We start from the raw sequence: 25289 nt of genomic DNA on the forward strand, positions 1-25289 counted from the left end.
TAGGCATAAAAAAAGGCTAGACAGTGTGTCTAGCCTTTATTGTTTTATCGCTATAAAGACGGCTTACACGTCTAGGTTAGCCACGGTAAGCGCATTGTCTTGAATGAAGTTACGACGTGGTTCCACTTCATCACCCATCAAGGTCGTGAACATTTGATCCGCAGCCACAGCATCGTCTATAGTCACACGCAACATACGGCGAGCATCAGGATCCATGGTGGTTTCCCATAGCTGATCTGGGTTCATCTCTCCCAAACCTTTATAACGTTGAATGGTCATGCCACGGGAGGCTTCTTTCATCAACCAAGCTTTCATTTCTTCAATTTGAGTGACTGGCTGACGGCGTTCACCACGCTGGATGTAAGACTCTTCACCAAACAACTCGGCAATGGTTTCTGACATGGCCACAATGCGCTTGTATTCAGGCGAATTAAAGAAAGCCGCTTCAAAACGGTAACGATTCGATACACCGTGAGACATGATGTCGACAACAGGTAAGTAAAGGCTGCGTTCTTCATCTTTTTCAACAGCAAAGTCAAAACGGAAGCCAGTACGCGCATCTTGTGGCATTTGCAGTCGAATTTCTTCCACCCAAGCAGACACCGCTGCTTCGTCTTTCAGGTGCTCTTGAGTCAATTCTTTACAGTACAGAAGTTTACCCATGACATCTTTAGGATACACACGAGCCAAACGATCAACGTCTTCTTCAATATGGATGTAGTCACGCACCAGCTTCGCCAAAGGCTCACCTTGAATGCCCGGAGCGTCTGCATTAACGTGCATATGAGCACCGTCCAACGCCACTTCAATCAAATGCTGATCAAGCGCGGCTTCATCTTTGATGTACTGCTCTTGCTTACCACGTTTAATCTTAAACAGAGGTGGTTGGGCAATGAAGATATGACCTCGTTCGATGATTTCAGGCATTTGACGGAAGAAGAAAGTCAGTAGCAAGGTTCGAATGTGAGAACCATCCACGTCCGCATCCGTCATGATGACGATGCTGTGATAACGTAATTTATCGGCGTTAAACTCGTCACGACCAATACCACAACCCAATGCAGTAATCAGTGTGCCAACTTCCGCCGATGACAGCATTTTGTCAAAACGGGCTTTTTCCACGTTCAAGATCTTACCTTTGAGCGGCAAAATGGCTTGGGTACGACGATCACGACCTTGCTTAGCAGAACCACCCGCAGAGTCACCCTCCACTAGGTAGATTTCAGACAGAGCTGGGTCTTTCTCTTGGCAATCTGCCAATTTACCTGGCAAACCAGCAATGTCCAATGCACCTTTACGGCGAGTCATATCACGAGCACGACGCGCCGCTTCACGAGCACGCGCCGCATCAATCATCTTGTTAACAATGATTTTGGCTTCCGTTGGTTTTTCCAGCAGGTATTCAGCGAAACGTTTTGCCATTTCTTGCTCAACCGCGGTTTTTACCTCAGAAGACACCAATTTATCTTTGGTTTGCGAGGAGAACTTAGGATCCGGTACTTTCACCGACACGATGGCGGTCAAACCTTCACGGGAGTCATCACCTGTTGTCGCTACTTTTTGTTTCTTCGCTAAGCCTTCTGACTCAATGAAGTTGTTCAAAGTACGAGTCAAAGCGCCACGGAAACCAGCAAGGTGAGTACCACCGTCGCGTTGTGGAATGTTATTGGTGTAACAGTAGATGTTTTCCTGGAAACCTTCGTTCCACTGTAACGCCACTTCCACTGCGATACCGTCTTCTAGGTCATCACGTTGACAAATAAAGTGGAAAATGTCGTTTATCGGTGTTTTGTTGGTGTTCAAATGCTCAACGAAAGAACGTAAGCCACCTTCATAATTAAAGAATTCTTCTTTACCACTGCGTTCATCTTTTAAGTGAATCGCCACACCAGAGTTCAAGAAAGACAATTCTCGTAAACGCTTCGCTAGAATATCGTAGACAAATAAAATGTTGCTAAAGGTGTCTGCAGAAGGTTTAAAGTGAACCGTTGTACCGGCACCATCCGTATCGCCAATGATAGCTAATGGCGCTTGAGGTACACCATGAACATAGTTCTGTTCATAGATTTTGCCATTTTTGCGAATGGTCAAGGTCAGACTTTCCGATAGGGCGTTTACTACCGAAACACCCACACCATGCAGACCGCCCGAAACCTTGTAAGAGTTATCGTCAAACTTACCGCCAGCGTGCAGTACTGTCATGATAACTTCGGCTGCCGATACACCTTCTTCTTCGTGCATGTCGACAGGAATACCACGACCGTTATCCGAGACAGAGATAGATTCGTCTGGATGGATCAACACCGTAATGGTGTCACAGTGACCCGCTAAAGCTTCATCGATGGAATTATCGACCACTTCAAAGACCATGTGGTGTAAGCCCGTGCCATCGTCCGTATCACCAATATACATTCCGGGACGTTTACGAACGGCATCAAGCCCTTTGAGCACCTTGATACTGGACGAATCATAATTATTTTCACTCATTTAACTCTCCTGCAAACCTTTGCTCAATAATGACAACTCGCCTTGCTGCATAACAAACTGACGAACGTCTGTGCTGTCGGCCCAAGTAAAATCCGTTGTGTCAGGCTCAACACTGGTAATAAAAATTTGACTGTTCAAAGATTCCAACAACTGACACAGTTTTTGTCTGTGTTGGCTATCCAGTTCAGCCGGTAAATCGTCCACTAAAAACACAAGGGGACGACCCATATCAATTAACAACTGCCCTTGGGCAATTTTCAACGCCGATACCACCAGCTTTTGTTGACCACGAGAAAGCGTATCCAAAGCATCTCCCGTCGCGGTTTTCACCCGTAAGTCCGCTCGTTGTGGGCCGGTATGGGTGTAACCCAGCTCAATGTCTCGATCACGTCCGGCTTCAACCGCCATTTGTAATGTTTTTTGCGCATCCCAACCTTGGAAAAAATTCAGATCCACCTTAAGTTCATCCGTAAGCTGAGATAATACTCGGTGAAAATGTGGCGTCAGCTTCTCAACGTACTTTTTTCTCGACAGATTGACTTGCTCTCCCAGTCGGATCAATTCTTGATCGAAAGCGGATAACAAACTAGCCGATATTTTACCACGTCTGAGCAAGGTATTCCGCTGTTTTAATGCTTTTTGCCAGCCTCGCCAAGCAGAAATAAACTCATGATCAAAATGAAACGCACCCCAGTCGATAAATTGTCGCCTTATACTGGGAGAACCCTCTAATAATCGAAACGCATCTGGGTTAATTAATTGCACTGGCAAGCGCTCAGCCAACTCAATAACAGACTGTGCTCTTTGCCCTTGAATTCTTACGTCAATTTGACCATCACGATGTCGTTGCAGTCCCACACGCGTATTTCGACCATCCGCTTGCGCAAGCTGAGCGAAGATCAAGCAGGCTTCATTTTCATGTTGTATGTAGGTTTTGTGTTTGTGGCTGCGAAAAGAACGGCCAAAAGATAACAAATGGATGGCTTCTAAAACCGAGGTTTTACCACTGCCATTTTTTCCAACAATGAGATTCACTTGCGGCGAAGGTTCAAAACGCACACTAGAAAGGTTGCGAACATGAGAAATGTCCAAACGCACCAGCGGCATAATCGTTAAACCTTGATAAGGAGAGGAACGACCCGCTTACTGACGCAAGCGGGCGCGAACATTAGATGTTCAATACGCCATTACAAGCGCATTGGCATCACAACATATTGTGCAGCATGACTTTGTGCTTCTTCAATCAAGGCACTGGAATTAGAGTCGTTCAGTGACAAACGTACTTCTTGAGAGTCCACGACGCCCAGTACGTCCAACAAGTAACCGACGTTGAAACCTACTTCCATATTGTCGCCTTGGTATTGAACCAACACAGATTCTTCCGCTTCTTCTTGTTCCGGGTTGTTCGCGAACACTTGCAACATACCATTGGACAGAATCAAACGGACACCACGGTATTTTTCATTGGAAAGGATAGACGCTCGTAAGAACACCTGACGCAATTCCAAACGGTCAGCAATGACGATTTTTTCGTTATTACGTGGAATAACGCGATGATAGTCGGGGAATTTTCCGTCCACGAGTTTTGAAGTGAACACGTAATCCGCCACTTTGGCACGAATGTGGTTCGAGCCTATGGTCAACTCTACGCTTTCATCTGTGTCACTCAACAAACGATTGAGCTCCAATACCCCTTTACGCGGTACGATTACTTGCGTCAAATCACCACTGACTTGAGCGTCTTCCACCGCGGTCGCCAAACGGTGACCGTCTGTTGCCACCACGCGTAATTGACCATCCGCCACTTCCAATAACATGCCGTTCAAATAATAACGAACATCTTGGTTCGCCATAGCAAACCCGGTGCGATCAATCAAACGACGCACACTGTTCTGTGCAATGGCAACGGTCAGATCACCCTGCATATCTTGAATATTCGGAAATTCATCTGCAGGCAAAGTCGACAAACTAAAGCGTGAACGTCCAGAACGGATCACCGCTTTTTGCTCATCTAAAGTAAATTCAATTACAGCGCTGTCTGGCAGGCTCTTGCAAATGTCCATCAATTTACGAGCAGGTACCGTAATACGACCTTCTTCGCACTCATCGAGTGGCACATGACCAACCAATTCGACTTCCAAATCGGAGCCCGTTAACGTCAATATTTGGTCTTTCACTTCCACCAAAACATTGGCTAATACCGGCATGGTTTGTTTGCGTTCTACAACGCCAGCCACTAGTTGAAGTGGTTTGAGAAGTGTCTCGCGGACGACTGAAAATTTCATTATTTTCCTCGTAAACTCAAAGTCTTAGACCATTAGGTGGTCAGAATTCGCATCAATTGTTTGTAATCTTCACGGATATCCGAATCCGTATCTTGCAACTCTTTAATCTTCCGAATCGCATGCAACGCCGTGGTATGATCTCGACCTCCAAAGGCGTCGCCAATTTCTGGCAAGCTGTGATTCGTTAATTCTTTCGCAAGAGACATGGCCACTTGTCGTGGACGTGCCACAGATCGACTACGGCGTTTCGATAATAAATCACTGATTTTGATTTTATAATATTCTGCTACGATGCGCTGAATATTATCAATGTTCACTAGCTTATCTTGCAAGGCCAAAAGATCTTTTAATGACTCGCGAACAAAATCCGGTGTGATGGCTCGACCAGTAAAGTGTGAATTGGCAATAACACGCTTCAACGCACCTTCTAATTCTCGAACATTAGAACGAATCTTCTGCGCAATAAAGAAGGCCGAATCATACGAAAGCTTAATACCGCTTTCATCCGCTTTGCGCATTAAGATCGCCACACGAGTTTCCAACTCCGGAGGTTCGATGGCGACCGTAAGACCCCAACCAAATCGCGACTTCAAACGATCTTCTAACCCTTGGATTTCTTTCGGGTAGCGATCACAAGTCAGGATCATTTGTTGACCGCCTTCTAATAAGGCATTGAAAGTATGGAAGAATTCTTCTTGGGTACGATCTTTTCCGGCAAAAAACTGAATATCATCGATCAATAACGCATCCACAGAGCGGTAATAACGTTTGAAGTCATTAATGGCGTTAAGCTGTAGTGCTTTAACCATGTCCGCCACAAAACGCTCAGAATGAAGATAAACTACTTTGGCGTTAGGGTTATGGCGCATTAATTCCGTTCCCACGGCTTGCATTAAGTGGGTTTTACCTAAGCCAACACCGCCGTAGATAAAAAGTGGGTTATACGCACCACCTGGATTCTCCGCTACCTGTAATGCAGCTGCATGAGCTAACTGGTTAGATTTACCCTCGACAAAGTTATCAAAGGTAAAAGAATTGTTGAGGTTCGCGCCATGGTTAATACCACCTTCAACTTGCACCTTGCGCTTTGGCGGTGTGAGGGGCAATTGACCTTGTTCGTATGGTTCTGGATCACCCTTTAAGCCAGCGGTTGATAAGGTTAAAGGCGCTTCAAATTCCAAATCCGCATGGGGAGCGTCTTCGTCATCCATTAATCCAAAACCCGGACGATAACCCGATTCAGATACGGTTTTCGTATTTAACGAATTCACTGGCGGATTCTGATGCACTGGTGGCGGTGGAGGAGGAGTTGGGGACGCCGTTGCAAAACCTGGTGATTTTACTACCAAGCTTAACGCTGGTGCAGGATCATCTCCGGCAAATTCAGACAATAACTCTTTAATACGAGTTTGATACTTGTTACTCACCCAATCCAACACAAATCGATTGGGCGCACTTAAGCACAGCTCACCACCGGTCAGCATTTCGGCTTCAAGTGGACGAATCCAAGTGTTGAACTGAGATGTGGAAAACTCACTCTGCAAGCGTTGCAGACACAGATTCCAATGCTCCAAAGACACTGTAAACGTACTCCCTGGTTGAGTGACAGACAAGAAGCGGATTTTACCTTGGATAACTTGAGTTATCCACACATTAAATAAAAAAATCCTCTCCGCCAAATAAACGGATATTTGTTAATAACAGTAAGAGTTATGCACAGCAGTAGATAAAAGATAGACAATGTGTATAAAACAACTAGTTATACACATAAAAATAAGACTTTGTTTTGCTTTTTTTCACAGCGCTGATAAATTTTAATGCAATGTTTTATAAACAAATTTTTATTAAAAAACCGTTTCCTGTGCATATTTTTCCATTTTTAAAAAAATCTTATCCACTTTCTTTGTATTAAGCTGTGTATAACCACTTTAATGCTTTTGTGGTTAAATTTTTACCAATAAAAAGTCAGCAAAGCATTGAACTTACTATAGAAAGGCTCTAAAATCCGCGCCCTGATTTGACAATCAAATGCTGAGGCTTGGCGATCGCTAACCCTCAAAACTGAAACACTGCTTCAGTGAGAGAAACTAAAATGAAAAGAACTTTTCAACCTAGCGTATTGAAACGCAAACGTAACCACGGTTTCCGTGCTCGCATGGCAACTAAAGGCGGACGTCAAGTTATCGCTCGTCGTCGTGCTCGCGGCCGTAAGGCTCTAAGCGCATAAACACGCTGATGACCGATTATTGTTTTCCCCGGCAAGTCAGGCTACTGAATGCCGGGGATTATCAATCCGTTTTTAACGACACTTCTGCAAAAGTCTTTGCTGGCGAATTCCTTTTATTGGCATATAAACGTAACGATGACCAAACTCGGTTAGGTCTCATTGTGTCTAAAAAAACCGATAAAACCGCCGTAGGTCGAAACCGTATCAAACGCTTGGTACGCGAGTCTTTTCGTCATCACAAATTGACGACGACAGGACTAGACATTGTCTTCTTAGCACGCAATGGCATTAAAGACATTGACAATAAATCGTTAAGACCAAGACTGGATAAGGCTTGGTCACAATTGGCCAAAAAAGCAAAAAACCCTTCCCAAATGAAAAAACGCTCGCATTCTAAGCAGAAATAGGCTGAAAAAACTGCCAAAGGCTGGTTTAATAGCGCGTGATTTTTCTAAAGGTTCACTGAACCTACTTTGTCTAACCAAACAAATTAGTTGAATACCATGGATTTCAGACGTTACTTTTTATGGGGCGCGCTTTTTATCAGTGGCTACCTACTGTTTTTACAGTGGAACCAAGATTACGGTCAACAAACGACCCAAAGTGTGGCTCAAAGCACCCAATCTCAAAATGAGACAAACCCTCAATTAAATGATGATTTGCCTCTAGCAACTCAAAACGATGCGCAAGCCAGCAGCGAAATTCCTCAAAGCGTCAGCAGCATCGCCCCAGGAAAGTTGATTGAAGTCACCACAGATACATTACGTGTGGCCATCAACCCAGTTGGCGGTGACTTAGTGGAAGCCGCTTTATTGGAATACAAAAAAGAATTAGGGCAACCTGATCCGTTTGTTATCCTGGAAGATGGTTCAGACAGAACCTATGTCACACAAAGTGGTTTAATCGGACGAAATGGTCCTGATGCCTCGACAGAAGGCCGTCCAGTATACCAGTCAGAACAAACCGCCTATCAATTAGCTGACGGAAAAGATTCTCTGGATGTAAACCTGTATTACACCGATGCAAACGGTGTTAAATACACAAAAACCTTCCGCTTCATGAAGGGGACTTACCGTATTCGTCAGCTTATTACTGTCGATAACACGTCAGCGAACACTTGGCGCGGTAATTTGTTTGCCCAGATTAAGCGTGATAACTCTCCGGACCCAAGTAAAGCGACGAGTATGGGTCTTCAGCCATACCTTGGTGGTGCGATTTCTGACGAAGAAACTAAGTACAACAAAATTTCTTTCTCTGACATGGAAGAAGAGCCTGTAAAAGTCACCACCACACAGGGTTGGGTTGCCGTACTGCAGCATTATTTTGTGTCGGCTTGGGTACCTGAACAGGGTCAAAAAGTCACACTACAAGCACGTACTAACAATGGTTATAACATCATTGGTTTTACGGGCTCAGCAGTGGAAATTCCAGCGGGCAAACAAGGCACAATGAGTTCGACTTTCTATGTTGGTCCTAAATTACAGGGTCAACTTGAAGCAACCGCAGAAAACCTAGACTTAACCGTTGATTACGGTTGGTTATGGTGGCTTGCAAAACCGTTGTTTTGGCTACTGACCTTGATCCAATCTTTTGTGATCAACTGGGGTGTGGCCATTATCCTAGTGGTTGTTGTCGTAAAAGCCATCTTCTTCAAGCTGTCTGCGACCAGTTACCGTTCCATGGCAAAAATGCGTAAATTTGGTCCTGAAATTGCCAAATTGAAAGACAAATATGGCGATGATCGTCAGAAAATGTCGCAAGCCATGATGGAATTGTACAAAAAAGAGAAGATTAACCCTCTCGGTGGCTGCTTGCCCATTCTAGTACAAATGCCGGTTTTCTTGGCCTTATACTGGGTATTGATGGAATCAGTTGAATTGCGTCAAGCACCATTCATTCTTTGGATTAACGACTTGTCTGTTATGGACCCATACTTCATCCTGCCAATCTTAATGGGCATCAGTATGTTTGTTCAGCAATCATTGAATCCAACGCCACCAGACCCAATGCAGGCGCGTATTATGAAGATCATGCCAGTGGCATTCTCGATCTTCTTCCTATGGTTCCCTGCAGGTCTTGTATTGTATTGGGTTACCAACAACACCTTGTCAATTCTTCAACAGTACGTGATTACCAAACGGATTGAGAAAGAAAACTAGGACAAGACCTGTTGAAAAACATAAAAAGGCTTCCTACACGGAAGCCTTTTTACGTTTCACTTGCTATATTTCTTTTGCATAAACATTCAGCCAATTTTGACAAATAACAGAGCCTAACTATGACGGATTTTCATTACACCACTGACCAAGACACGATTGCCGCTCAAGCTACCGCGCCTGGCCGAGGAGGTGTTGGCATCATTCGTTTATCTGGCCCTAACAGCCTTGCCATTGCCAAACGCATCATAGGCTTTGAGCCAAAACCACGTTATGCCCATTATGTACCTTTTAAACAAGCTGACGGCGAGCAACTGGACATGGGCTTAGCTATTTACTTTCCAGGGCCAAACTCCTTTACAGGAGAAGATGTATTTGAACTACAAGGTCATGGCGGCCCAGTCATTATGGACATGTTACTTAGTCACTGTTTGCATCTTGGTGCTCGTTTGGCGCGTCCAGGAGAGTTCTCAGAACGTGCTTTCATGAACGATAAAATGGATTTAACCCAAGCGGAAGCCATTGCCGATTTGATCGACAGTACCTCTGAGCAAGCGGCAAAATGCGCGTTACGCTCCTTACAAGGTGCGTTTTCTAAGCGTGTTGATGAATTAGTTGAAGCCTTAATTCATTTGCGAATTTACGTGGAAGCGGCCATTGATTTTCCCGAAGAAGAAATTGATTTTATCGGTGATGGCAAAGTCGCCAGTGAATTAAAAGGCATCCGAACAAAACTTGATGATGTCCTAAAAGAAGCCAACCAAGGCGCTTTAATTCGCGAAGGTATGAATGTGGTCATTGCAGGTCGACCCAATGCAGGTAAATCCAGTTTACTCAATGCGTTATCTGGTAAAGAATCCGCCATCGTCACCAATATTGAAGGGACTACGCGTGATGTGCTACGTGAACACATTCACCTTGATGGCATGCCATTGCACATTATTGATACGGCGGGGTTGCGTGATAGTCCAGATGAAGTGGAGCGTATCGGTATTCAACGTGCATGGGATGAAATCCAAAAAGCCGACCGTATTTTGATGATGGTAGACAGTCAATCCATCGACAGCAAAGACCCGAATGAAATTTGGCCAGAATTTATGGCCAAATTGGGTAACCAAAATGCCATTACTGTGATTCGTAATAAAGTGGATTTGACGACAGAGCAAATTGGTTTAGAAGAGCACCAAGGTGTGCCTGTGATCTCCTTATCGGCCAAGACGGGCGATGGGATTCAACACCTTACAGATCATTTAAAAACTGTGATGGGCTTTGACAGTACAACCGAAGGTGGTTTTATTGCTCGTCGTCGTCACTTAGAAGCCTTAAATAAAGCCAACCGTTTCCTTGAAGCAGGTCATGAACAGTTACACGGTTATGGTGCAGGGGAGTTATTGGCCGAAGACTTAAAAGAAGCCCAACAAGCGTTAAGCGAAATCACTGGCGCGTTCACCAGTGATGATTTGCTAGGACGCATTTTTGGCTCTTTCTGTATCGGTAAATAGTACTAGAATGCCTTCCCTAATTGCAGACAAGCCGCCACATTACGCGCTGTGGCGGTGACATTCTGTTCGGCGTCTGCCAACACTTGATCCAACTCTGCTAAGCCGGGAATAATCGGAAAAATGGCTGTCATTCCGTGAGCCAATATCGCCTCGGCATCTTCCCCAAAGCAACCCGCGATACCTATCACCGGCACATCTGCGGCTTTGGCTTGCAGTAACACTCCCATAGGCGTCTTACCAAACACCGTTTGTCCATCAATGCGACCTTCACCGGTAATCACTAAATCCGCGTCTTTTATTTTGTCAGCAAACCCAACGCAATCCATGACGATGTCGATGCCTGGTTTTAATTCCGCGTTCAACAAAGTTTTCATAGCAAAACCCATACCGCCAGCCGCCCCAACACCAGCAACAGTACGTTGATCAGCAAAACCGGATTTGACCATCACATCTGCAAAATGACCGAGGGCAGTATCCAATTTATTAATCATGTCTTGGCTAGCGCCTTTTTGTGGCCCAAAAATCGCTGATGCGCCATTTTCACCACACAAAGGATTGCTCACATCACAAGCCACTTCAATCTGACAGTGCACCAATTTAGGGTGACTTTGGCTGACATCCACTGTCTCAAGATCCATCAAGGCCAAACCACCAGCTCCTAAAGGTTTACCTGCAGCATCCAAAAAATGCATACCCAAGGCTTGTGCCATGCCTAAACCTGCATCGTTAGTTGCACTGCCGCCCAAGCCTAGAATAATGTGCTTGATACCACGGTCTAAAGCATCTTTGATCAGTTCACCAGTACCATAGCTTGTGGTGATGTAAGGATCTCGTTGAGATCGAGGCACCAAATGCAATCCAGACGCAGACGCCATTTCAATTACAGCCGTTGCCACTGATTGCTCATCAGACCTTCCTAAAATGCCATAATGTGCTTCGATTTTTTTGCCTAGAGGTCCCGTCACTTCGAGAAAAACCATTTCTCCTTGTGTCGCATCCACCATAGATTGCACGGTTCCTTCACCGCCATCCGCCATAGGTAATTTGATGTATTCAGCATGGGGGAAAGTTTGTCGAAAACCCATTTCAATGGCAGTGGCAACCTGCATTGCCGTGAGACTTTCTTTGAAGGAATCCGGTGCAATTATGACTTTCATAGGTATCCTTATTAATTAGCAAGATGACTCATCAGTCTTCGGTCAGATTCACCAACACGCGACCACGTACTTTTCCATCAAGCAATTTATAGGCCGTTTCGATGGCTTGGTCTAACGGAATGTCTTCGCAAATCTCTTGGTAATCACTGTCTTCTAATAATTCACTCAAACCTTGCCAAGCTTCTAAACGATCCGCAATAGGGCGCATGACACTGTCGATGCCTATCAAACGCACACCACGAAGAATAAAAGGCGCGACTGACGCTGGAAAGTCCATACCTTGAGCCAAACCGCAGGCGGTCACAACACCACCATATTGGGTAGAAGCACAAGCATTCGCTAAAGTATGACTACCAACACAGTCCACCACACCTGCCCAACGTTCTTTTTGTAAAGGTTTGCCGCTCTCTGACAAACTGGCTCGATCAATAATGTCCGCTGCGCCTAACGATTTTAAATAGGTTTCTTGACTCATTCGTCCAGTAGAAGCCACCACTCGGTAACCAAGGCGACTTAATAAACGAATTGCAAAGCTTCCCACGCCACCGTTAGCCCCTGTCACTAAAATATCACCGAATTCAGGCAATACGCCCTGTTTTTGTAACGCAAGGACAGACAACATAGCAGTATAACCTGCGGTTCCTACCATCATAGCTTGTTGAGGCGTCATATTTTTAGGTAATGGAATTAGCCATTCACTCCTTAGACGGGCTTTTTGAGATAAGCCTCCCCAGTGTGCTTCACCCACTCCAAAGCCATTCAGTAACACCAACTCTCCAGATTGAAAACCATCACTTTCAGAATCGATAACACGTCCGACTAGGTCAATACCGGGTACCATTGGGTAGCTTCGAGCAATGCGACCTTTTCCAGTAATGGCCAAAGCGTCTTTATAATTCAATGTACTGTAAAGCACATCCACTAACACATCGCCATTAGGCAGTTGATCTTCGCTTAAATTGGTTAATGTACATTGCTGCTGACCTGATTCAGTTTGCTCGATAAAAAGACTTTGAAACATGTATCACTCCTTTTAGACCGATCGTCTATTTAAATAGTTAAAAAAACCAGATGATGTCCATCTGGTTTACTCGCCAGTTACTCTGGCTTCAAGATATTTGCTAAATAAAAAGCCATGTAGCTTTCCAATGGCTGACATGACTTTAATAATCTTGCTCGATGCACTGCGCCTTCCCAACCTAACCAAAAAATTTGTGCCATTTGATTGGTATCGTTTGTAAAAGAGAATGCTCCTTCCGCTTGTCCTGCCAATAAATACTGCGCTAGTTTGTCTTGCCAGCTCTGATAACACGCTTGAATTTGTTGATTGAAAACTTCAGACAAGAGCACAGACTCTTGTTCAAGGTTGCCCACTAAACAACCGCGTTTAAAGTCGTGCCGAACCATGCCTTCACAAGCATCTTTTGAAAACTCTACTAGCCGTTGCTGGTAGGGGATTTCTTCATTCAACAGAAAGTGATCAAGCTTACTCTCAAAATATTGTTGATAAGCCTTCAATACAGCTAAACCAAACGCTTCTTTATTGGAAAAATAATGATAAAAAGACCCTTTTGGCACCCCTACGGATTTCAGAATCGGCTCAATGCTGCTAACCGTAAAGCCTTTCTCCGTCAGCATGGCCATGCCAGCCCGAAGTAGCGCTAATTTAGTATCTTCTGATACGGATGCTTCGCTCTTGGGTCGACCACGAGGTCGCCTCGTTTTCAGTTCAACCATGACACCAACCTATCCATTCAATGTTATTAAAATAGACTAGTCGTCTACTAAATTCAAATGTGTATAAAGCGTTATAACGATTAGATGAATACACTGTATTTATCAACAGTAATAACGCGTTCAAATAAAAATTCTGAGTTTATTTTCACTTTCTTTCTGTGGATTGTTTTCTTATATTTTTTCAAAAAAAACCACGTTAAATTATATTTTTTACTTAATAAACATAATGTTATGAAAACAAAATTGCTTTGAAATGACTGTTGATAACTTTGGTGATAGGTTGAAAAAAAGTTTTGCACAGTTTTTAATAAAAAAGAACTCTAAAATCCTTTCTGTATAACTCGCCTATTTATACACAAGAATAGATTATCCACATAACAGGAATAAGAGCCCTTTTATCACATCTTGTTATGTTCATAACTTAATGAAAATAAAGGTTTTTTAATGTTTGTTAACAGATTTTTGCTTGCTATATAGACATAACATTAATAAAAAACACTATATATACTTCTTTATTTAATAATATTGATGACCGGATAAAGCGGACGTTCATCCCTTTCTTTTTCAAAATTAGCCTTTATACTAGGCGCCCTTATCCGAAGTTGATCGTTTTTTATTCATTTATTCTACTTACTAGTAATATCGAGGTTCCCGTGGATTTCCCAAGCCGCTTTGATGTGATTGTGGTGGGTGGCGGACATGCCGGCACTGAAGCCGCTTTGGCTGCTGCTCGTATGGGGGTAAAAACCCTTCTGCTATCGCACAACATTGAAACTTTAGGACAGATGTCCTGTAACCCAGCCATAGGTGGTATTGGGAAGTCCCACTTAGTGAAAGAAATTGATGCTTTAGACGGTGCTATGGCATTGGCAACAGATCAAGCGGGTATTCAATTTCGTACCTTGAATTCCCGCAAAGGTCCGGCTGTACGCGCTACTCGCGCTCAAGCCGATCGTATCTTGTACAAAGCCGCAATACGTCACCAACTCGAGAACCAAGAGAATCTTTGGTTATTTCAACAATCTGTTGAAGACTTGATCGTTGAAGACGGTGCAGCTCGTGGTGTTGTTACTCAAACCGGTATTCGTTTTAACAGTAAAACGGTTGTGCTAACCGCAGGGACATTTCTTGGTGGCGTGATCCATATTGGTTTACAAAATCATGCTGGTGGTCGAGCAGGGGATCCTCCTTCCATTGGCTTGGCGGAAAAACTGCGAGCTTTACCTTTTCAAGTGGATCGACTAAAAACCGGAACACCACCTAGAATTGATGCGCGATCAGTTGATTTTTCTCAAATGCAGCCACAACCTGGCGATGACATCACGCCGGTGATGTCCTACATGGGAAGTCGAGATCTACACCCTCGTCAAATTGAATGCTTCATCACGCATACCAATGAGCGTACCCACGATATTATTCGCAGCGGCATGGATCGTTCTCCTATGTATACGGGGGTGATTGAAGGGGTTGGTCCTCGTTATTGCCCGTCGATTGAAGATAAAATTGTGCGTTTTGCAGACAAGAATTCCCATCAAATTTTCATTGAACCGGAAGGACTAACGACGCATGAATTGTATCCAAATGGTATTTCGACTTCATTGCCATTCGATGTACAAATTGAGCTAGTTCGTTCAATGAAAGGCATGGAGAATGCGCATATAACGCGACCAGGTTATGCCATTGAGTACGATTATTTTAATCCACAAGGCTTAAAATACTCGCTTGAAACCAAACACATGCCAGGCCTGTTCTTTGCCGGTCAAATTAATGGTACGACAGGCTATGAAGAAGCGGGCGCGCAGGGCTTATTAGCGGGTGCAAATGCCGCTTTATTGGCACAAGAAAAAGCCCCTTGGACACCTCGACGAGACGAAGCTTACCTCGGAGTTTTGGTTGACGATTTAATTACCATGGGCACCAAAGAACCGTATCGCATGTTTACCAGTCGTGCTGAATATCGCCTGATTCTACGTGAAGACAATGCGGACATGCGTTTAACTGAGAAAGGACGGGAAATCGGCTTAGTGTCTGATGCTCGTTGGGCGGCTTTCTGTCAAAAACGTGAAGCCATTGAGCAAGAAACACAACGCTTAAAATCCAGCTGGATTGTGCCGAATTCAGCGGAAGCTGAGGCCATTAATCCTAAATTGGAAACGCCAATCAGCCGTGAATACAGCTTATTGGATTTGTTGAAACGTCCAGGCATTGTTTATCAGGACATTGCGAATCTAAAAAACAGTCCTGAGCAGAGTGTTGATGAACAAGTTTCAGAGCAAGTTCAAATTACCGTGAAATACGCGGGCTACATCGCTCGTCAGGCAGAAGACATTGAGCGCTTACGTCGCCAAGAAAATACGCCGTTACCTGCGGATTTGGATTACAGCCAAATGGAAAGTTTATCGAATGAGATCAAACAAAAATTGAGCGAAGCGCGTCCGGAAAGTCTTGCTGCGGCGTCCAGAATTCAAGGTGTGACGCCTGCTGCGGTGTCCTTATTGCTAATTCATTTGAAAAAGCGTGCCATTGCTAAGAAAAGTGCCTAAAATCAGCAGTCGAAACTTGCCAATTTAAACGGATCGATTGTGACGCACTTTGATACCATCCAAACAGGCGCCCAACAAATGGGCGCTGCTTTATCCGATGACACCATTCAACGCCTTGTAAGTTATCTTGCGATGTTGGAAAAATGGAATAAAGCCTATAATTTGACCGCTATTCGTGATGTCGAGCAAATGATTTCATTGCATTTACTCGACAGTTTGGCGACCTTGCCTTACATCTTAGGTGAAAAAATCATCGATGTGGGCACCGGACCTGGTTTACCTGGTATGGTGCTTGCTATATGTTATCCTGATAAAGCGTTCACTTTGTTGGACAGTAATGGCAAAAAAACCCGTTTTTTGACTCAAGTGAAAATGGAATTGGGCATGGCGAACGTCACGGTAGCCAATGAGCGAGTTGAAAAACATCCGCATCAAGGTGAGTACGATCATGTTATTTCGAGAGCCTTTGCCTCGTTGCAAGACATGATTAATTGGACTTTGCCACTTCCTAAACAATCGGGTAACTTTTTAGCTATGAAGGGTGTTTACCCTCATGAGGAAATAGCGGCACTGCCGAAAGAGGTAGAAGTACTTTCGATAGATCCTCTTTCTGTGCCAAGTGTTCAGGCAGAGCGCCACATGGTTGTAATGGCGCGTAAAGGATAAAGCATGGCTAGAATCATCGCAGTGACAAATCAAAAAGGTGGCGTAGGCAAGACGACAACGTGTGTCAACTTGGCAGCCTCGCTGACGGCTATGAAGCGTCGAGTATTACTTATTGATTTGGACCCACAAGGAAACGCGACAACAGGCAGCGGTCTCAGCAAAGAAGAATTAGACACCAGTGTCTATGATGTGCTGGTGGGCTCTCATGGTGTGAAAGACGTCATGAAAAAATGCTCTCCTGGTGATTACTGGGTGTTGCCTGCTAATGGCGATTTGACTGGGGCAGAAGTGGCTCTGTTGGATTTGCCCAGTAAGGAAACTCGCTTGCGAGCTGGACTTTATGAAGTGGATAATGATTTCGACTACATTTTGTTAGATTGTCCGCCAGCCCTGAATATGTTGACGGTTAATGCCTTGGCGGCATCGCAAGGGGTATTGATTCCAGTACAATGTGAATACTATGCACTGGAAGGTCTAACCGCATTGTTACAAACCATCGAGCGCATTACCCAAGCATTAAACCCTTCTTTAGAGGTCGAAGGTATCTTACGAACCATGTATGATCCTCGTCCTAGTTTGACTCACGATGTGTCGGTACAGTTGCATAAATACTTTGGCAATAAAGTATATGACACTGTGATTCCTAGAAACATTCGATTGGCTGAGTCACCAAGCTATGGTTTGCCTGTACTGCATTATGAAAAGCAGTCTCGTGGTGCTATCGCGTATTTGGCACTCGCTGGTGAATTTATTCGTAAACGAGCAGCGGCGTAATTAGGTTGAAATCAAACCTGCTTTAATTGCAATTAAGGTTAATGAAATGACGATGAAAAAAAGAGGCCTAGGTCGAGGTTTAGATGCGTTATTGGCACCTCAGACGAGTGTGACCAAAGATATAGATAATGACTCGGCAGATGAGCAAATTAAAGGGCTGACTTATTTACCTGTTGATTGGCTATCCAAAGGGAAATTTCAACCTCGTCGTGACATGAATACTGCACAATTGGAAGATCTTGCAGCGTCGATTCGCACGCAAGGCATTATGCAGCCTATTGTGGTTCGTCCTATTAGTGGCAGCGGCCCAGATCAATATGAAATAATTGCTGGTGAACGTCGTTGGCGTGCTGCAAAATTAGCTGGTTTAGAACAAGTACCTGTCATCGTACGTCATGTGGAAGATGCCGATGCGGTAGTGTTGGCGTTGATTGAAAACATTCAACGAGAAGATTTAAACCCAGTAGAAGAAGCGCTAGCTCTCCAACGTTTGGTTGAAGACTTTCATTTAACTCAACAAGAAGTGGCTGATACTGTCGGTAAGTCTCGTTCCGCGGTTGCCAATCTATTACGTTTGCTTGGTTTGACCCCAGAAGTCAGACGTTTGTTGGAGCATGGCGACATTGAAATGGGACATGCTCGTGCTTTGTTACCATTAGAGCATGATAAGCAGATACAAGCCGCGTCACAGGTGGTAACCAAATCTTTGTCGGTTCGAGAAACGGAAAGATTGGCGAAAAACTATCAGGTTAATAATGATCATTCGACTGACACTAAGCCTGCTTTGCCTGATTTGAGTGCAGAAGCTGAACGCATTAGTCAAAAAATTAACGCGGCTGTGAAAATTCAACCAAGTTCGAAAGGAAAGGGCAAATTAGTCATCGAATATCGAAACCCTGAACACTTGGAGCTCTTGATTAGCGAGTTATTAGAGCAAAAAGGATGATTTATTAGAAATGTGTATTTTTGTAGCTAATATCAGAGCCTTTTAAAGTGATTTAGCCGATCACTTTAAGTTGAACCCCGTCGCTATTACCCCTATAATGCCTCGAATTTTATAAATCGCCACATTGGTTGCACTTTTGTAGTGCGCTATAGAGAGTTTAGAAATGGGGAATCAAAAACCGCGTCGCGCAAGTGAAATTCTTAGCGCAAAAAAGAAAGCGGTATTACGTTTCTTGCTGTTACAACTATTTCTTTCTATTTTTACTGCGCTGGGAATTTTTTTGATTGCTGGTGGTCTGTATGGGTACTCTTTTCTTTTAGGGGCTCTGTCCAGTATTATCCCGAGCATGTTTATGGCATGGCGGATGTTTGGTAAAAAAGGCACGCAGCCGGCGAAAGAGATGGTCAGAACATTTTATCGTGGAGAAGCGAGTAAATTGGCTATGACAGTGTGTTTGTTGTCGCTGGTTTTTCTACTGATAAAACCCTTATCTGCGGGGGCTTTTTTCGCAGGTTTTGGGATCGCTATATTGAGTCACTGGCTCAGCCCTATTTTATTGCGAAACGCATAAAATAATGGGTATAAAAGAATTTTAATCATTGAGAGAGTGTGGGTATTAGTATGGGGATTGAAAGTCCAAGTGCTGCATCTTATATAAAGCACCACCTTCAGAACTTGACCTTTGGTCAACACCCTGATGGGACATGGGGATTTGCTCATAGTGCGAAAGAAGCCGCTGAGATGGGATTTTGGGCCATCCATGTGGACACATTGGCCGTTTCGGTCGCTTTGGGTCTATTGTTTTTATGGTTGTTCCGTATCGCAGCGAAAAAGGCGTCGACCGATACACCAACAGGTTTACAAAATTTTGTAGAGCTAATGGTTGAGTTTGTTGATGGCAGCGTGAAAGAAACCTTCCACGGAAAGAGTAAAGTGATAGCGCCTTTGGCGTTAACCATCTTTGTGTGGGTGTTCTTGTTGAACTTGATGGACTTAGTACCGGTGGATTTCTTACCGGCTGTTGCTCAGTTTATCGGAGTGAATGTATTTGGTGCGGATCCGCATCATGTCTATTTTAAATTCGTACCAACAACGGACTTGAATGCCACTCTAGGTATGTCGTTGTCTGTTTTTATATTGATTGTGTTTTACAGTATCAAAGTAAAAGGCATCAGTGGTTTTGTTGGCGAATTAACCTTGCAACCATTCGGTAAGTGGATGATTCCTTTCAACTTGTTGTTAGAAGGTGTTGGTCTGCTTGCGAAGCCTGTATCACTAGCGTTACGACTATTTGGTAACTTGTATGCTGGTGAATTGATCTTCATTCTGATTGCTCTATTACCATGGGGTCTACAGTGGGCACTCTCTGTTCCATGGGCAATCTTCCATATTTTGGTCATCGTGCTTCAAGCTTTCATCTTTATGATGTTGACTATCGTCTACCTGAGTATGGCGCACGAAGATCACTAAAAGTGTGTTCTTAAAGTAATAATTTTTTAAACCTTAAATCTAAAACTGTGAAAATGTAGGAGTTAAAATGGAAACTGTAGTTGGTCTTACTGCGATTGCTGTAGCCCTTCTGATCGGTCTAGGTGCCCTAGGTACTGCGATTGGTTTCGGTATCTTAGGTGGAAAATTCTTGGAAGGCGCTGCGCGTCAACCTGAGATGGTTCCAATGCTACAAGTTAAAATGTTCATCGTAGCGGGTCTTCTAGATGCCGTAACTATGATCGGTGTAGGTATTGCATTGTTCTTCACGTTCGCGAATCCTTTTGTTGCTTTGGTCGCTGGTTAATATTCTGCAAAACTTTGCAGAAATAAATTTTAAACGACTAAAAGCGAGGGTATTAGCGTGAATTTAAATCTCACACTTGTAGGCCAAGCTATCTCGTTTGCCATTTTCGTCTGGTTCTGCATGAAATTTGTGTGGCCACCAGTGATTGCTGCGCTTGAAGAGCGTAGCAAGAAAATTGCAGACGGTTTGGAAGCAGCGAATCGTGCCTCACGTGATCTAGAATTGGCCCAAGAACAAGCCGATAAGATTTTACGTGATAGCAAAGAGAACGCGGCCGAGATTATTGAACAAGCCAACAAACGTGCGAACCAAATGATCGACGAGGCAAAAGAGCAAGTGATCGCTGACGGTAAACGTCTGCGTGAAGCGGCTCAAGCTGAAATAGAGCAAGATGCATTGCGTGCTAAAGAAGCATTGCGTGCTCAGGTTTCTGCTCTAGCATTTGCCGGCGCCGAGAAAATTTTGGGAGCCACCATTGACGAAAAAGCACATAGCGAGATCGTTGAACAGCTCGCCAAAGAGCTTTAAGCGAGGGTCTAATGGCTGAATTAAAAACAGTCGCGCGACCGTATGCCAAAGCGGCTTTTGAAGTAGCGAAAGAGCAAGGCCAGATTGCACAGTGGGCGGATATGCTAAGCATATTGGCTGCTGTGACAACCGAACCTAAGCTTCGTCAAGCTCTTGAAAATCCCGCTTTTAGTGCGGAAGAAAAGGCAAACGCTCTAGCGGATGTTTGTGCGGAAGTAGCAACAGAACAAGGAAAAGCATTTTTGCTGGCCCTTGCTGAGAATAAGCGTTTAGCGCTTCTTCCTGCTATTTCAGAACTTTTTGTTCTGTTTAAACTGAATTATGAGAAAGCCGTAAATGTTGAATTTACAACTGCTTTCGATTTATCAGCAGAGCAAACACAAGCATTAGCGGATTCATTGAGTAAAAAGTTGGACCGTACTGTCAACTTAACCAGTGAAACAGACGTAAGCCTAATTGGTGGCGTGGTTATCCGTACCGGTGACTTAATCATCGACGGTTCAGTACGCGGTAAATTAGCGAAACTGTCCGAGGCGATAAACTCCTAGTGTTCCGTTAAGTCGAAACCAGGGTTGAGGAATTTAGCATGCAGCAACTGAATCCATCTGAGATCAGCGAGATTATCAAGAAGCGCATCGAGAACCTCGATGTTTCTTCTGATGCCCAGAATGAGGGCACAATTGTCAGCGTGGCAGACGGTATCGTTCTGATCCACGGTCTGGCAGATGTTATGTACGGGGAAATGATTGAATTCCCTGGTGGTGTTTACGGTATGGCCTTGAACCTAGAGCGTGACTCTGTCGGTGCGGTTGTATTGGGTAACTACCAAGACCTTGTTGAAGGTCAAAAAGTAAAATGTACAGGTCGTATTCTGGAAGTTCCAGTAGGACCTGAATTGCTAGGCCGCGTTGTTGACGCTTTAGGTAATCCTATTGACGGCAAAGGCGCAGTTGACGCAAAACTAACTGACAAAGTTGAAAAAGTTGCGCCTGGCGTAATCGACCGTCAGTCAGTTGATCAACCAATCCAAACGGGTTACAAGGCAATTGATGCCATGGTACCGGTAGGTCGTGGTCAGCGTGAGTTGATCATCGGTGACCGTCAGGTCGGTAAAACGGCTTTGGCGATCGACACCATTATTGCTCAGAAAAACAGTGGCATTAAATGTGTGTACGTTGCGATTGGTCAAAAACAATCTACTATTGCCAACGTTGTACGTAAGCTTGAAGAAGCTGGCGCGATGGAATATACCACTGTTGTTGCAGCTGGTGCTTCTGATCCTGCGTCTATGTTGTTCCTTGCGCCGTACACTGGTTGTTCAATGGGTGAATACTTCCGTGATCGCGGTGAAGACGCACTGATTATTTATGATGATTTGACCAAGCAAGCTTGGGCTTACCGTCAAATCTCTTTGCTACTTCGTCGTCCACCTGGTCGTGAAGCTTACCCAGGTGACGTATTCTACCTTCACTCTCGTCTTCTTGAGCGTGCTTCTCGTGTTAGTGCAGACTATGTTGAGAAGTTCACTAACGGTGAAGTAAAAGGCCAAACAGGTTCTTTGACTGCTTTGCCTATCATCGAGACACAAGGTGGTGACGTATCGGCTTTCGTACCAACTAACGTAATCTCCATCACAGATGGTCAGATTTTCCTTGAAACGAGCTTGTTCAACTCTGGTATTCGTCCAGCGATGAACGCCGGTATTTCCGTTTCTCGTGTTGGTGGTGCAGCGCAAACTAAGATCGTTAAGAAACTTGGTGGCGGTATTCGTCTTGCTTTGGCTCAGTATCGTGAATTGGCGGCATTCGCTCAGTTCGCATCTGACCTAGACGAAGCAACTCGTAAGCAGTTAGAACACGGTAAACAGGTGACAGAACTGATGAAACAAAAGCAGTTCTCTCCAATGCCTGTTGCTGATATGGGTGTGGTTCTTTACGCTGCTAATGATGGCTACCTTGAAGATGTTGATACAAGCAAAATTGCCAGTTTTGAAAGTTCTTTGTTGAGCTACATGAACAGCGAACACGCTGATCTAATGGCTGACATTAACAAAACAGGCAATTTTAACGGCGAGATTGAAGCGACATTTAAAGCGGCAATCGAGAAGTTTAAAGCGACGCAAACTTGGTAATGTGGTTGGTGACAAGTTAACCTTGTCACCATCTTCTTGCAGTTTGTGAAATAACATTCTCACAAGGGCAGTTCTATTATGGCAGTCGGAAAAGAGATACGTACTCAGATTTCGAGCATTAACAATACGCGTAAAATTACTCGTGCCATGGAAAAAGTGGCCGCGAGTAAGACGCGTAAAGCTCAGGATCGTATGGCCGCTTCTCGTCCGTATGCGGAACGAATTCGCCAAGTAGTTGGTCATTTGGCCAACGCGAATCCTGAGTATAAACACCGTTACCTTACCGAGCGTGAGGCGAAGCGTGTTGGTTATATCGTAATCTCTTCTGACCGTGGTTTGTGTGGTGGCTTAAACGTAAACGTGTTTAAAGCTGCTATTAAAGAAATGAAACAGTTCGCTGAATCAGGTGTTGAAGTTGATATCTGTGCGATTGGCTCAAAAGCCGTTTCATTTTTTCGCAACTACGGCGGAAATGTCACAGCAGCTCACACAGGTTTAGGCGATGCGCCTAAGGCCGACGATCTTGTTGGTAGTGTGAAGGTAATGTTGGACGCTTTCGATGATGGTCAGATTGATCAATTGTTTGTGGTTTCTAACGAGTTCGTGAACACCATGACTCAGAAGCCAACAGTTGAGCAGCTTCTACCATTAAAAGCGGAAGAGAATACAGAGTTACAGCACCACTGGGATTACATCTATGAGCCGGAAGCCGTTGAAATTTTGAACGAGTTATTGGTTCGTTATATCGAATCTCAAGTGTATCAATCAGTGGTTGAGAACATTGCCTGTGAACAAGCAGCTCGTATGCTTGCGATGAAAAATGCAACAGACAATGCTGGTGATATCATTGATGAATTACAGCTGGTGTACAACAAGGCTCGTCAAGCAGCGATTACTCAGGAAATTTCTGAGATAGTCAGCGGCGCGGCAGCGGTTTAAGGTATTAGGTATTAAGAGGATCCGAACATGAGTAGCGGACAAATCGTACAGATTATCGGTGCGGTTATCGACGTGGAATTCCCACGTGATAATGTGCCAAAAGTATACGACGCCCTCACAATCGAGGGTAAAGAGTTGGTGTTGGAAGTTCAACAACAGCTAGGCGACGGTATTGTTCGTACCATCGCTATGGGTTCCACTGATGGCATGAAGCGTGGCCTTCCAGTAACAAATACTGGTCACCCTGTTTCTGTCCCAGTTGGTACTCAAACACTAGGACGTATTATGGACGTTCTAGGTAACCCAATTGATGAAAAAGGCCCTATCGGTGAAGAAGCACGTTGGTCTATCCACCGTTCTGCTCCTTCTTACGATGAGCAAGCATCTGGTAATGAGCTACTAGAAACGGGTATTAAGGTAATCGACCTTGTATGTCCTTTCGCGAAGGGTGGTAAAGTTGGTCTGTTTGGTGGTGCCGGTGTAGGTAAAACCGTAAACATGATGGAACTTATCCGTAACATCGCGATCGAGCACAGCGGTTACTCTGTATTCGCAGGTGTTGGTGAGCGTACTCGTGAGGGTAACGACTTCTACCATGAGATGACGGATTCGAACGTAATCGATAAAGTATCTCTAGTATACGGTCAGATGAACGAGCCACCAGGTAACCGTCTACGTGTTGCTTTGACTGGTTTGACGATGGCTGAGAAATTCCGTGACGAAGGTCGTGACGTACTTTTCTTCGTAGATAACATCTACCGTTATACGCTTGCTGGTACGGAAGTATCTGCCTTGCTAGGTCGTATGCCATCTGCGGTAGGTTACCAGCCAACTCTTGCTGAAGAGATGGGTGTACTACAAGAGCGTATTACGTCAACTAAGACGGGTTCTATCACATCGGTACAAGCGGTATACGTACCAGCCGATGACTTGACTGACCCATCTCCAGCGACGACTTTCTCTCACTTGGACGCGACTGTTGTATTGTCTCGTGATATCGCTGCTTTGGGTATCTACCCTGCGATTGATCCTCTTGATAGTACTTCTCGTCAGCTTGACCCATTGGTTATCGGTCAAGAACATTATGACGTAGCACGTGGTGTTCAAATGGTATTGCAACGCTATAAAGAGCTAAAAGACATCATTGCAATCTTGGGTATGGACGAGTTATCTGAAGAAGATAAGCAAACGGTTAACCGTTCTCGTAAAATCCAACGTTTCTTGTCTCAGCCTTTCTTCGTAGCAGAAGTCTTCACTGGCGCACCTGGTAAGTATGTTTCTTTGAAAGAAACCATTCGTGGTTTTAAAGGCATTCTTGATGGTGAGTACGATGAGCTTCCAGAGCAAGCCTTCTACATGATTGGTAGCATCGACGAAGCGGTCGAGAAAGCTAAGAAACTTTAACCATTACGCCTA

At 44.4% G+C, this 25289-nt stretch carries 23 protein-coding genes; 16 read left to right on the forward strand and 7 right to left on the reverse strand.

Annotated elements, in window-relative coordinates:
- Positions 1 to 63: 63 nt before the first annotated feature.
- From gyrB to dnaA, 4 genes are all read right to left on the reverse strand, one after another.
- A complete protein-coding gene (gene gyrB, locus ACHUFM_RS06205; protein ID WP_063332327.1) occupies positions 64 to 2487 on the reverse strand; it encodes a DNA topoisomerase (ATP-hydrolyzing) subunit B in 2424 nt (807 codons plus the stop codon).
- On the reverse strand, positions 2488 to 3594 hold the full coding sequence (gene recF, locus ACHUFM_RS06210; RefSeq protein WP_394180614.1) for a DNA replication/repair protein RecF: 1107 nt from the start codon (positions 3592 to 3594) through the stop codon (positions 2488 to 2490).
- An 80-nt stretch (positions 3595 to 3674) separates the two neighbouring features.
- Complete coding sequence (gene dnaN / locus ACHUFM_RS06215) at positions 3675 to 4772, reverse strand: DNA polymerase III subunit beta (RefSeq protein WP_063332329.1); 1098 nt, start codon at positions 4770 to 4772, stop codon at positions 3675 to 3677.
- Positions 4773 to 4804: 32 nt separating this feature from the next.
- Complete coding sequence (dnaA, locus tag ACHUFM_RS06220; RefSeq protein ID WP_394180806.1) at positions 4805 to 6352, reverse strand: chromosomal replication initiator protein DnaA; 1548 nt, start codon at positions 6350 to 6352, stop codon at positions 4805 to 4807.
- A 512-nt stretch (positions 6353 to 6864) separates the two neighbouring features.
- Here dnaA and rpmH point away from each other — a divergent pair.
- From rpmH to mnmE, 4 genes are all read left to right on the forward strand, one after another.
- A complete protein-coding gene (gene rpmH, locus ACHUFM_RS06225) occupies positions 6865 to 6999 on the forward strand; it encodes a 50S ribosomal protein L34 (RefSeq protein ID WP_013663328.1) in 135 nt (44 codons plus the stop codon).
- Positions 7000 to 7007: 8 nt separating this feature from the next.
- Entirely contained in the window at positions 7008 to 7406 is a 399-nt protein-coding gene (rnpA, locus tag ACHUFM_RS06230) for a ribonuclease P protein component (protein WP_394180617.1), read from the forward strand.
- Positions 7407 to 7502: 96 nt separating this feature from the next.
- Positions 7503 to 9158: a membrane protein insertase YidC gene (gene yidC / locus ACHUFM_RS06235; protein ID WP_063332331.1), complete on the forward strand. Its 1656-nt coding sequence runs from the start codon at positions 7503 to 7505 to the stop codon at positions 9156 to 9158.
- Between the two features lie 119 nt (positions 9159 to 9277).
- On the forward strand, positions 9278 to 10657 hold the full coding sequence (mnmE, locus tag ACHUFM_RS06240) for a tRNA uridine-5-carboxymethylaminomethyl(34) synthesis GTPase MnmE (protein ID WP_394180620.1): 1380 nt from the start codon (positions 9278 to 9280) through the stop codon (positions 10655 to 10657).
- Between the two features lie 2 nt (positions 10658 to 10659).
- Here mnmE and ACHUFM_RS06245 read toward each other — a convergent pair whose 3' ends face one another.
- The 3 genes from ACHUFM_RS06245 to acuR form a co-directional block, all read right to left on the reverse strand.
- On the reverse strand, positions 10660 to 11814 hold the full coding sequence (locus ACHUFM_RS06245) for a glycerate kinase family protein (RefSeq protein WP_394180622.1): 1155 nt from the start codon (positions 11812 to 11814) through the stop codon (positions 10660 to 10662).
- A 31-nt stretch (positions 11815 to 11845) separates the two neighbouring features.
- Positions 11846 to 12835, reverse strand: coding sequence for an acrylyl-CoA reductase (NADPH) (gene acuI, locus ACHUFM_RS06250; RefSeq protein WP_394180623.1), 990 nt, complete (start codon positions 12833 to 12835; stop codon positions 11846 to 11848).
- A gap of 77 nt (positions 12836 to 12912) precedes the next feature.
- Positions 12913 to 13551 (reverse strand): acrylate utilization transcriptional regulator AcuR, encoded by a 639-nt coding sequence (gene acuR / locus ACHUFM_RS06255; RefSeq protein ID WP_394180625.1) that lies wholly within the window; start codon positions 13549 to 13551, stop codon positions 12913 to 12915.
- A 653-nt stretch (positions 13552 to 14204) separates the two neighbouring features.
- Between acuR and mnmG the strand changes: the two genes are divergently transcribed.
- The 12 genes from mnmG (at position 14205) to atpD (ending at position 25277) form a co-directional block, all read left to right on the forward strand.
- Positions 14205 to 16094 (forward strand): tRNA uridine-5-carboxymethylaminomethyl(34) synthesis enzyme MnmG, encoded by a 1890-nt coding sequence (gene mnmG, locus ACHUFM_RS06260; RefSeq protein WP_394180626.1) that lies wholly within the window; start codon positions 14205 to 14207, stop codon positions 16092 to 16094.
- Positions 16095 to 16133: 39 nt separating this feature from the next.
- Entirely contained in the window at positions 16134 to 16760 is a 627-nt protein-coding gene (gene rsmG / locus ACHUFM_RS06265; RefSeq protein WP_394180628.1) for a 16S rRNA (guanine(527)-N(7))-methyltransferase RsmG, read from the forward strand.
- Positions 16761 to 16763: 3 nt separating this feature from the next.
- Positions 16764 to 17534, forward strand: a complete 771-nt coding sequence (locus ACHUFM_RS06270) for a ParA family protein (protein WP_394180630.1) — start codon at positions 16764 to 16766, stop codon at positions 17532 to 17534.
- A gap of 46 nt (positions 17535 to 17580) precedes the next feature.
- On the forward strand, positions 17581 to 18480 hold the full coding sequence (locus ACHUFM_RS06275; protein WP_394180632.1) for a ParB/RepB/Spo0J family partition protein: 900 nt from the start codon (positions 17581 to 17583) through the stop codon (positions 18478 to 18480).
- A 163-nt stretch (positions 18481 to 18643) separates the two neighbouring features.
- Complete coding sequence (locus ACHUFM_RS06280; RefSeq protein WP_394180634.1) at positions 18644 to 19051, forward strand: ATP synthase subunit I; 408 nt, start codon at positions 18644 to 18646, stop codon at positions 19049 to 19051.
- 50 nt (positions 19052 to 19101) lie between these two features.
- Positions 19102 to 19950: a F0F1 ATP synthase subunit A gene (gene atpB / locus ACHUFM_RS06285; protein ID WP_394180635.1), complete on the forward strand. Its 849-nt coding sequence runs from the start codon at positions 19102 to 19104 to the stop codon at positions 19948 to 19950.
- 67 nt (positions 19951 to 20017) lie between these two features.
- Entirely contained in the window at positions 20018 to 20275 is a 258-nt protein-coding gene (atpE, locus tag ACHUFM_RS06290; RefSeq protein WP_012072127.1) for a F0F1 ATP synthase subunit C, read from the forward strand.
- 57 nt (positions 20276 to 20332) lie between these two features.
- Entirely contained in the window at positions 20333 to 20803 is a 471-nt protein-coding gene (locus ACHUFM_RS06295; protein ID WP_013798012.1) for a F0F1 ATP synthase subunit B, read from the forward strand.
- 11 nt (positions 20804 to 20814) lie between these two features.
- Positions 20815 to 21351, forward strand: coding sequence for a F0F1 ATP synthase subunit delta (locus ACHUFM_RS06300; protein WP_063332341.1), 537 nt, complete (start codon positions 20815 to 20817; stop codon positions 21349 to 21351).
- Positions 21352 to 21389: 38 nt separating this feature from the next.
- Positions 21390 to 22934, forward strand: coding sequence for a F0F1 ATP synthase subunit alpha (gene atpA, locus ACHUFM_RS06305; protein ID WP_063332342.1), 1545 nt, complete (start codon positions 21390 to 21392; stop codon positions 22932 to 22934).
- A 78-nt stretch (positions 22935 to 23012) separates the two neighbouring features.
- Positions 23013 to 23873: a F0F1 ATP synthase subunit gamma gene (gene atpG, locus ACHUFM_RS06310; protein WP_394180639.1), complete on the forward strand. Its 861-nt coding sequence runs from the start codon at positions 23013 to 23015 to the stop codon at positions 23871 to 23873.
- A 27-nt stretch (positions 23874 to 23900) separates the two neighbouring features.
- Positions 23901 to 25277, forward strand: coding sequence for a F0F1 ATP synthase subunit beta (gene atpD, locus ACHUFM_RS06315; RefSeq protein WP_394180641.1), 1377 nt, complete (start codon positions 23901 to 23903; stop codon positions 25275 to 25277).
- Positions 25278 to 25289 lie beyond the last annotated feature (12 nt).

This window comes from Marinomonas posidonica, assembly GCF_043643765.1.
GTDB lineage: Bacteria > Pseudomonadota > Gammaproteobacteria > Pseudomonadales > Marinomonadaceae > Marinomonas > Marinomonas posidonica_A.

Coding starts and splice junctions, on each gene's coding strand:
- gyrB (WP_063332327.1), bottom strand. CDS start 2,487: ATGAGTGAAAATAATTATGATTCGTCCAGTATCAAGGTGCTCAAAGGG.
- recF (WP_394180614.1), bottom strand. CDS start 3,594: ATGCCGCTGGTGCGTTTGGACATTTCTCATGTTCGCAACCTTTCTAGT.
- dnaN (WP_063332329.1), bottom strand. CDS start 4,772: ATGAAATTTTCAGTCGTCCGCGAGACACTTCTCAAACCACTTCAACTA.
- rpmH (WP_013663328.1), top strand. CDS start 6,865: ATGAAAAGAACTTTTCAACCTAGCGTATTGAAACGCAAACGTAACCAC.
- rnpA (WP_394180617.1), top strand. CDS start 7,008: ATGACCGATTATTGTTTTCCCCGGCAAGTCAGGCTACTGAATGCCGGG.
- yidC (WP_063332331.1), top strand. CDS start 7,503: ATGGATTTCAGACGTTACTTTTTATGGGGCGCGCTTTTTATCAGTGGC.
- mnmE (WP_394180620.1), top strand. CDS start 9,278: ATGACGGATTTTCATTACACCACTGACCAAGACACGATTGCCGCTCAA.
- ACHUFM_RS06245 (WP_394180622.1), bottom strand. CDS start 11,814: ATGAAAGTCATAATTGCACCGGATTCCTTCAAAGAAAGTCTCACGGCA.
- acuI (WP_394180623.1), bottom strand. CDS start 12,835: ATGTTTCAAAGTCTTTTTATCGAGCAAACTGAATCAGGTCAGCAGCAA.
- acuR (WP_394180625.1), bottom strand. CDS start 13,551: ATGGTTGAACTGAAAACGAGGCGACCTCGTGGTCGACCCAAGAGCGAA.
- ACHUFM_RS06270 (WP_394180630.1), top strand. CDS start 16,764: ATGGCTAGAATCATCGCAGTGACAAATCAAAAAGGTGGCGTAGGCAAG.
- ACHUFM_RS06275 (WP_394180632.1), top strand. CDS start 17,581: ATGACGATGAAAAAAAGAGGCCTAGGTCGAGGTTTAGATGCGTTATTG.
- ACHUFM_RS06280 (WP_394180634.1), top strand. CDS start 18,644: ATGGGGAATCAAAAACCGCGTCGCGCAAGTGAAATTCTTAGCGCAAAA.
- atpB (WP_394180635.1), top strand. CDS start 19,102: ATGGGGATTGAAAGTCCAAGTGCTGCATCTTATATAAAGCACCACCTT.
- atpE (WP_012072127.1), top strand. CDS start 20,018: ATGGAAACTGTAGTTGGTCTTACTGCGATTGCTGTAGCCCTTCTGATC.
- ACHUFM_RS06300 (WP_063332341.1), top strand. CDS start 20,815: ATGGCTGAATTAAAAACAGTCGCGCGACCGTATGCCAAAGCGGCTTTT.
- atpA (WP_063332342.1), top strand. CDS start 21,390: ATGCAGCAACTGAATCCATCTGAGATCAGCGAGATTATCAAGAAGCGC.
- atpG (WP_394180639.1), top strand. CDS start 23,013: ATGGCAGTCGGAAAAGAGATACGTACTCAGATTTCGAGCATTAACAAT.
- atpD (WP_394180641.1), top strand. CDS start 23,901: ATGAGTAGCGGACAAATCGTACAGATTATCGGTGCGGTTATCGACGTG.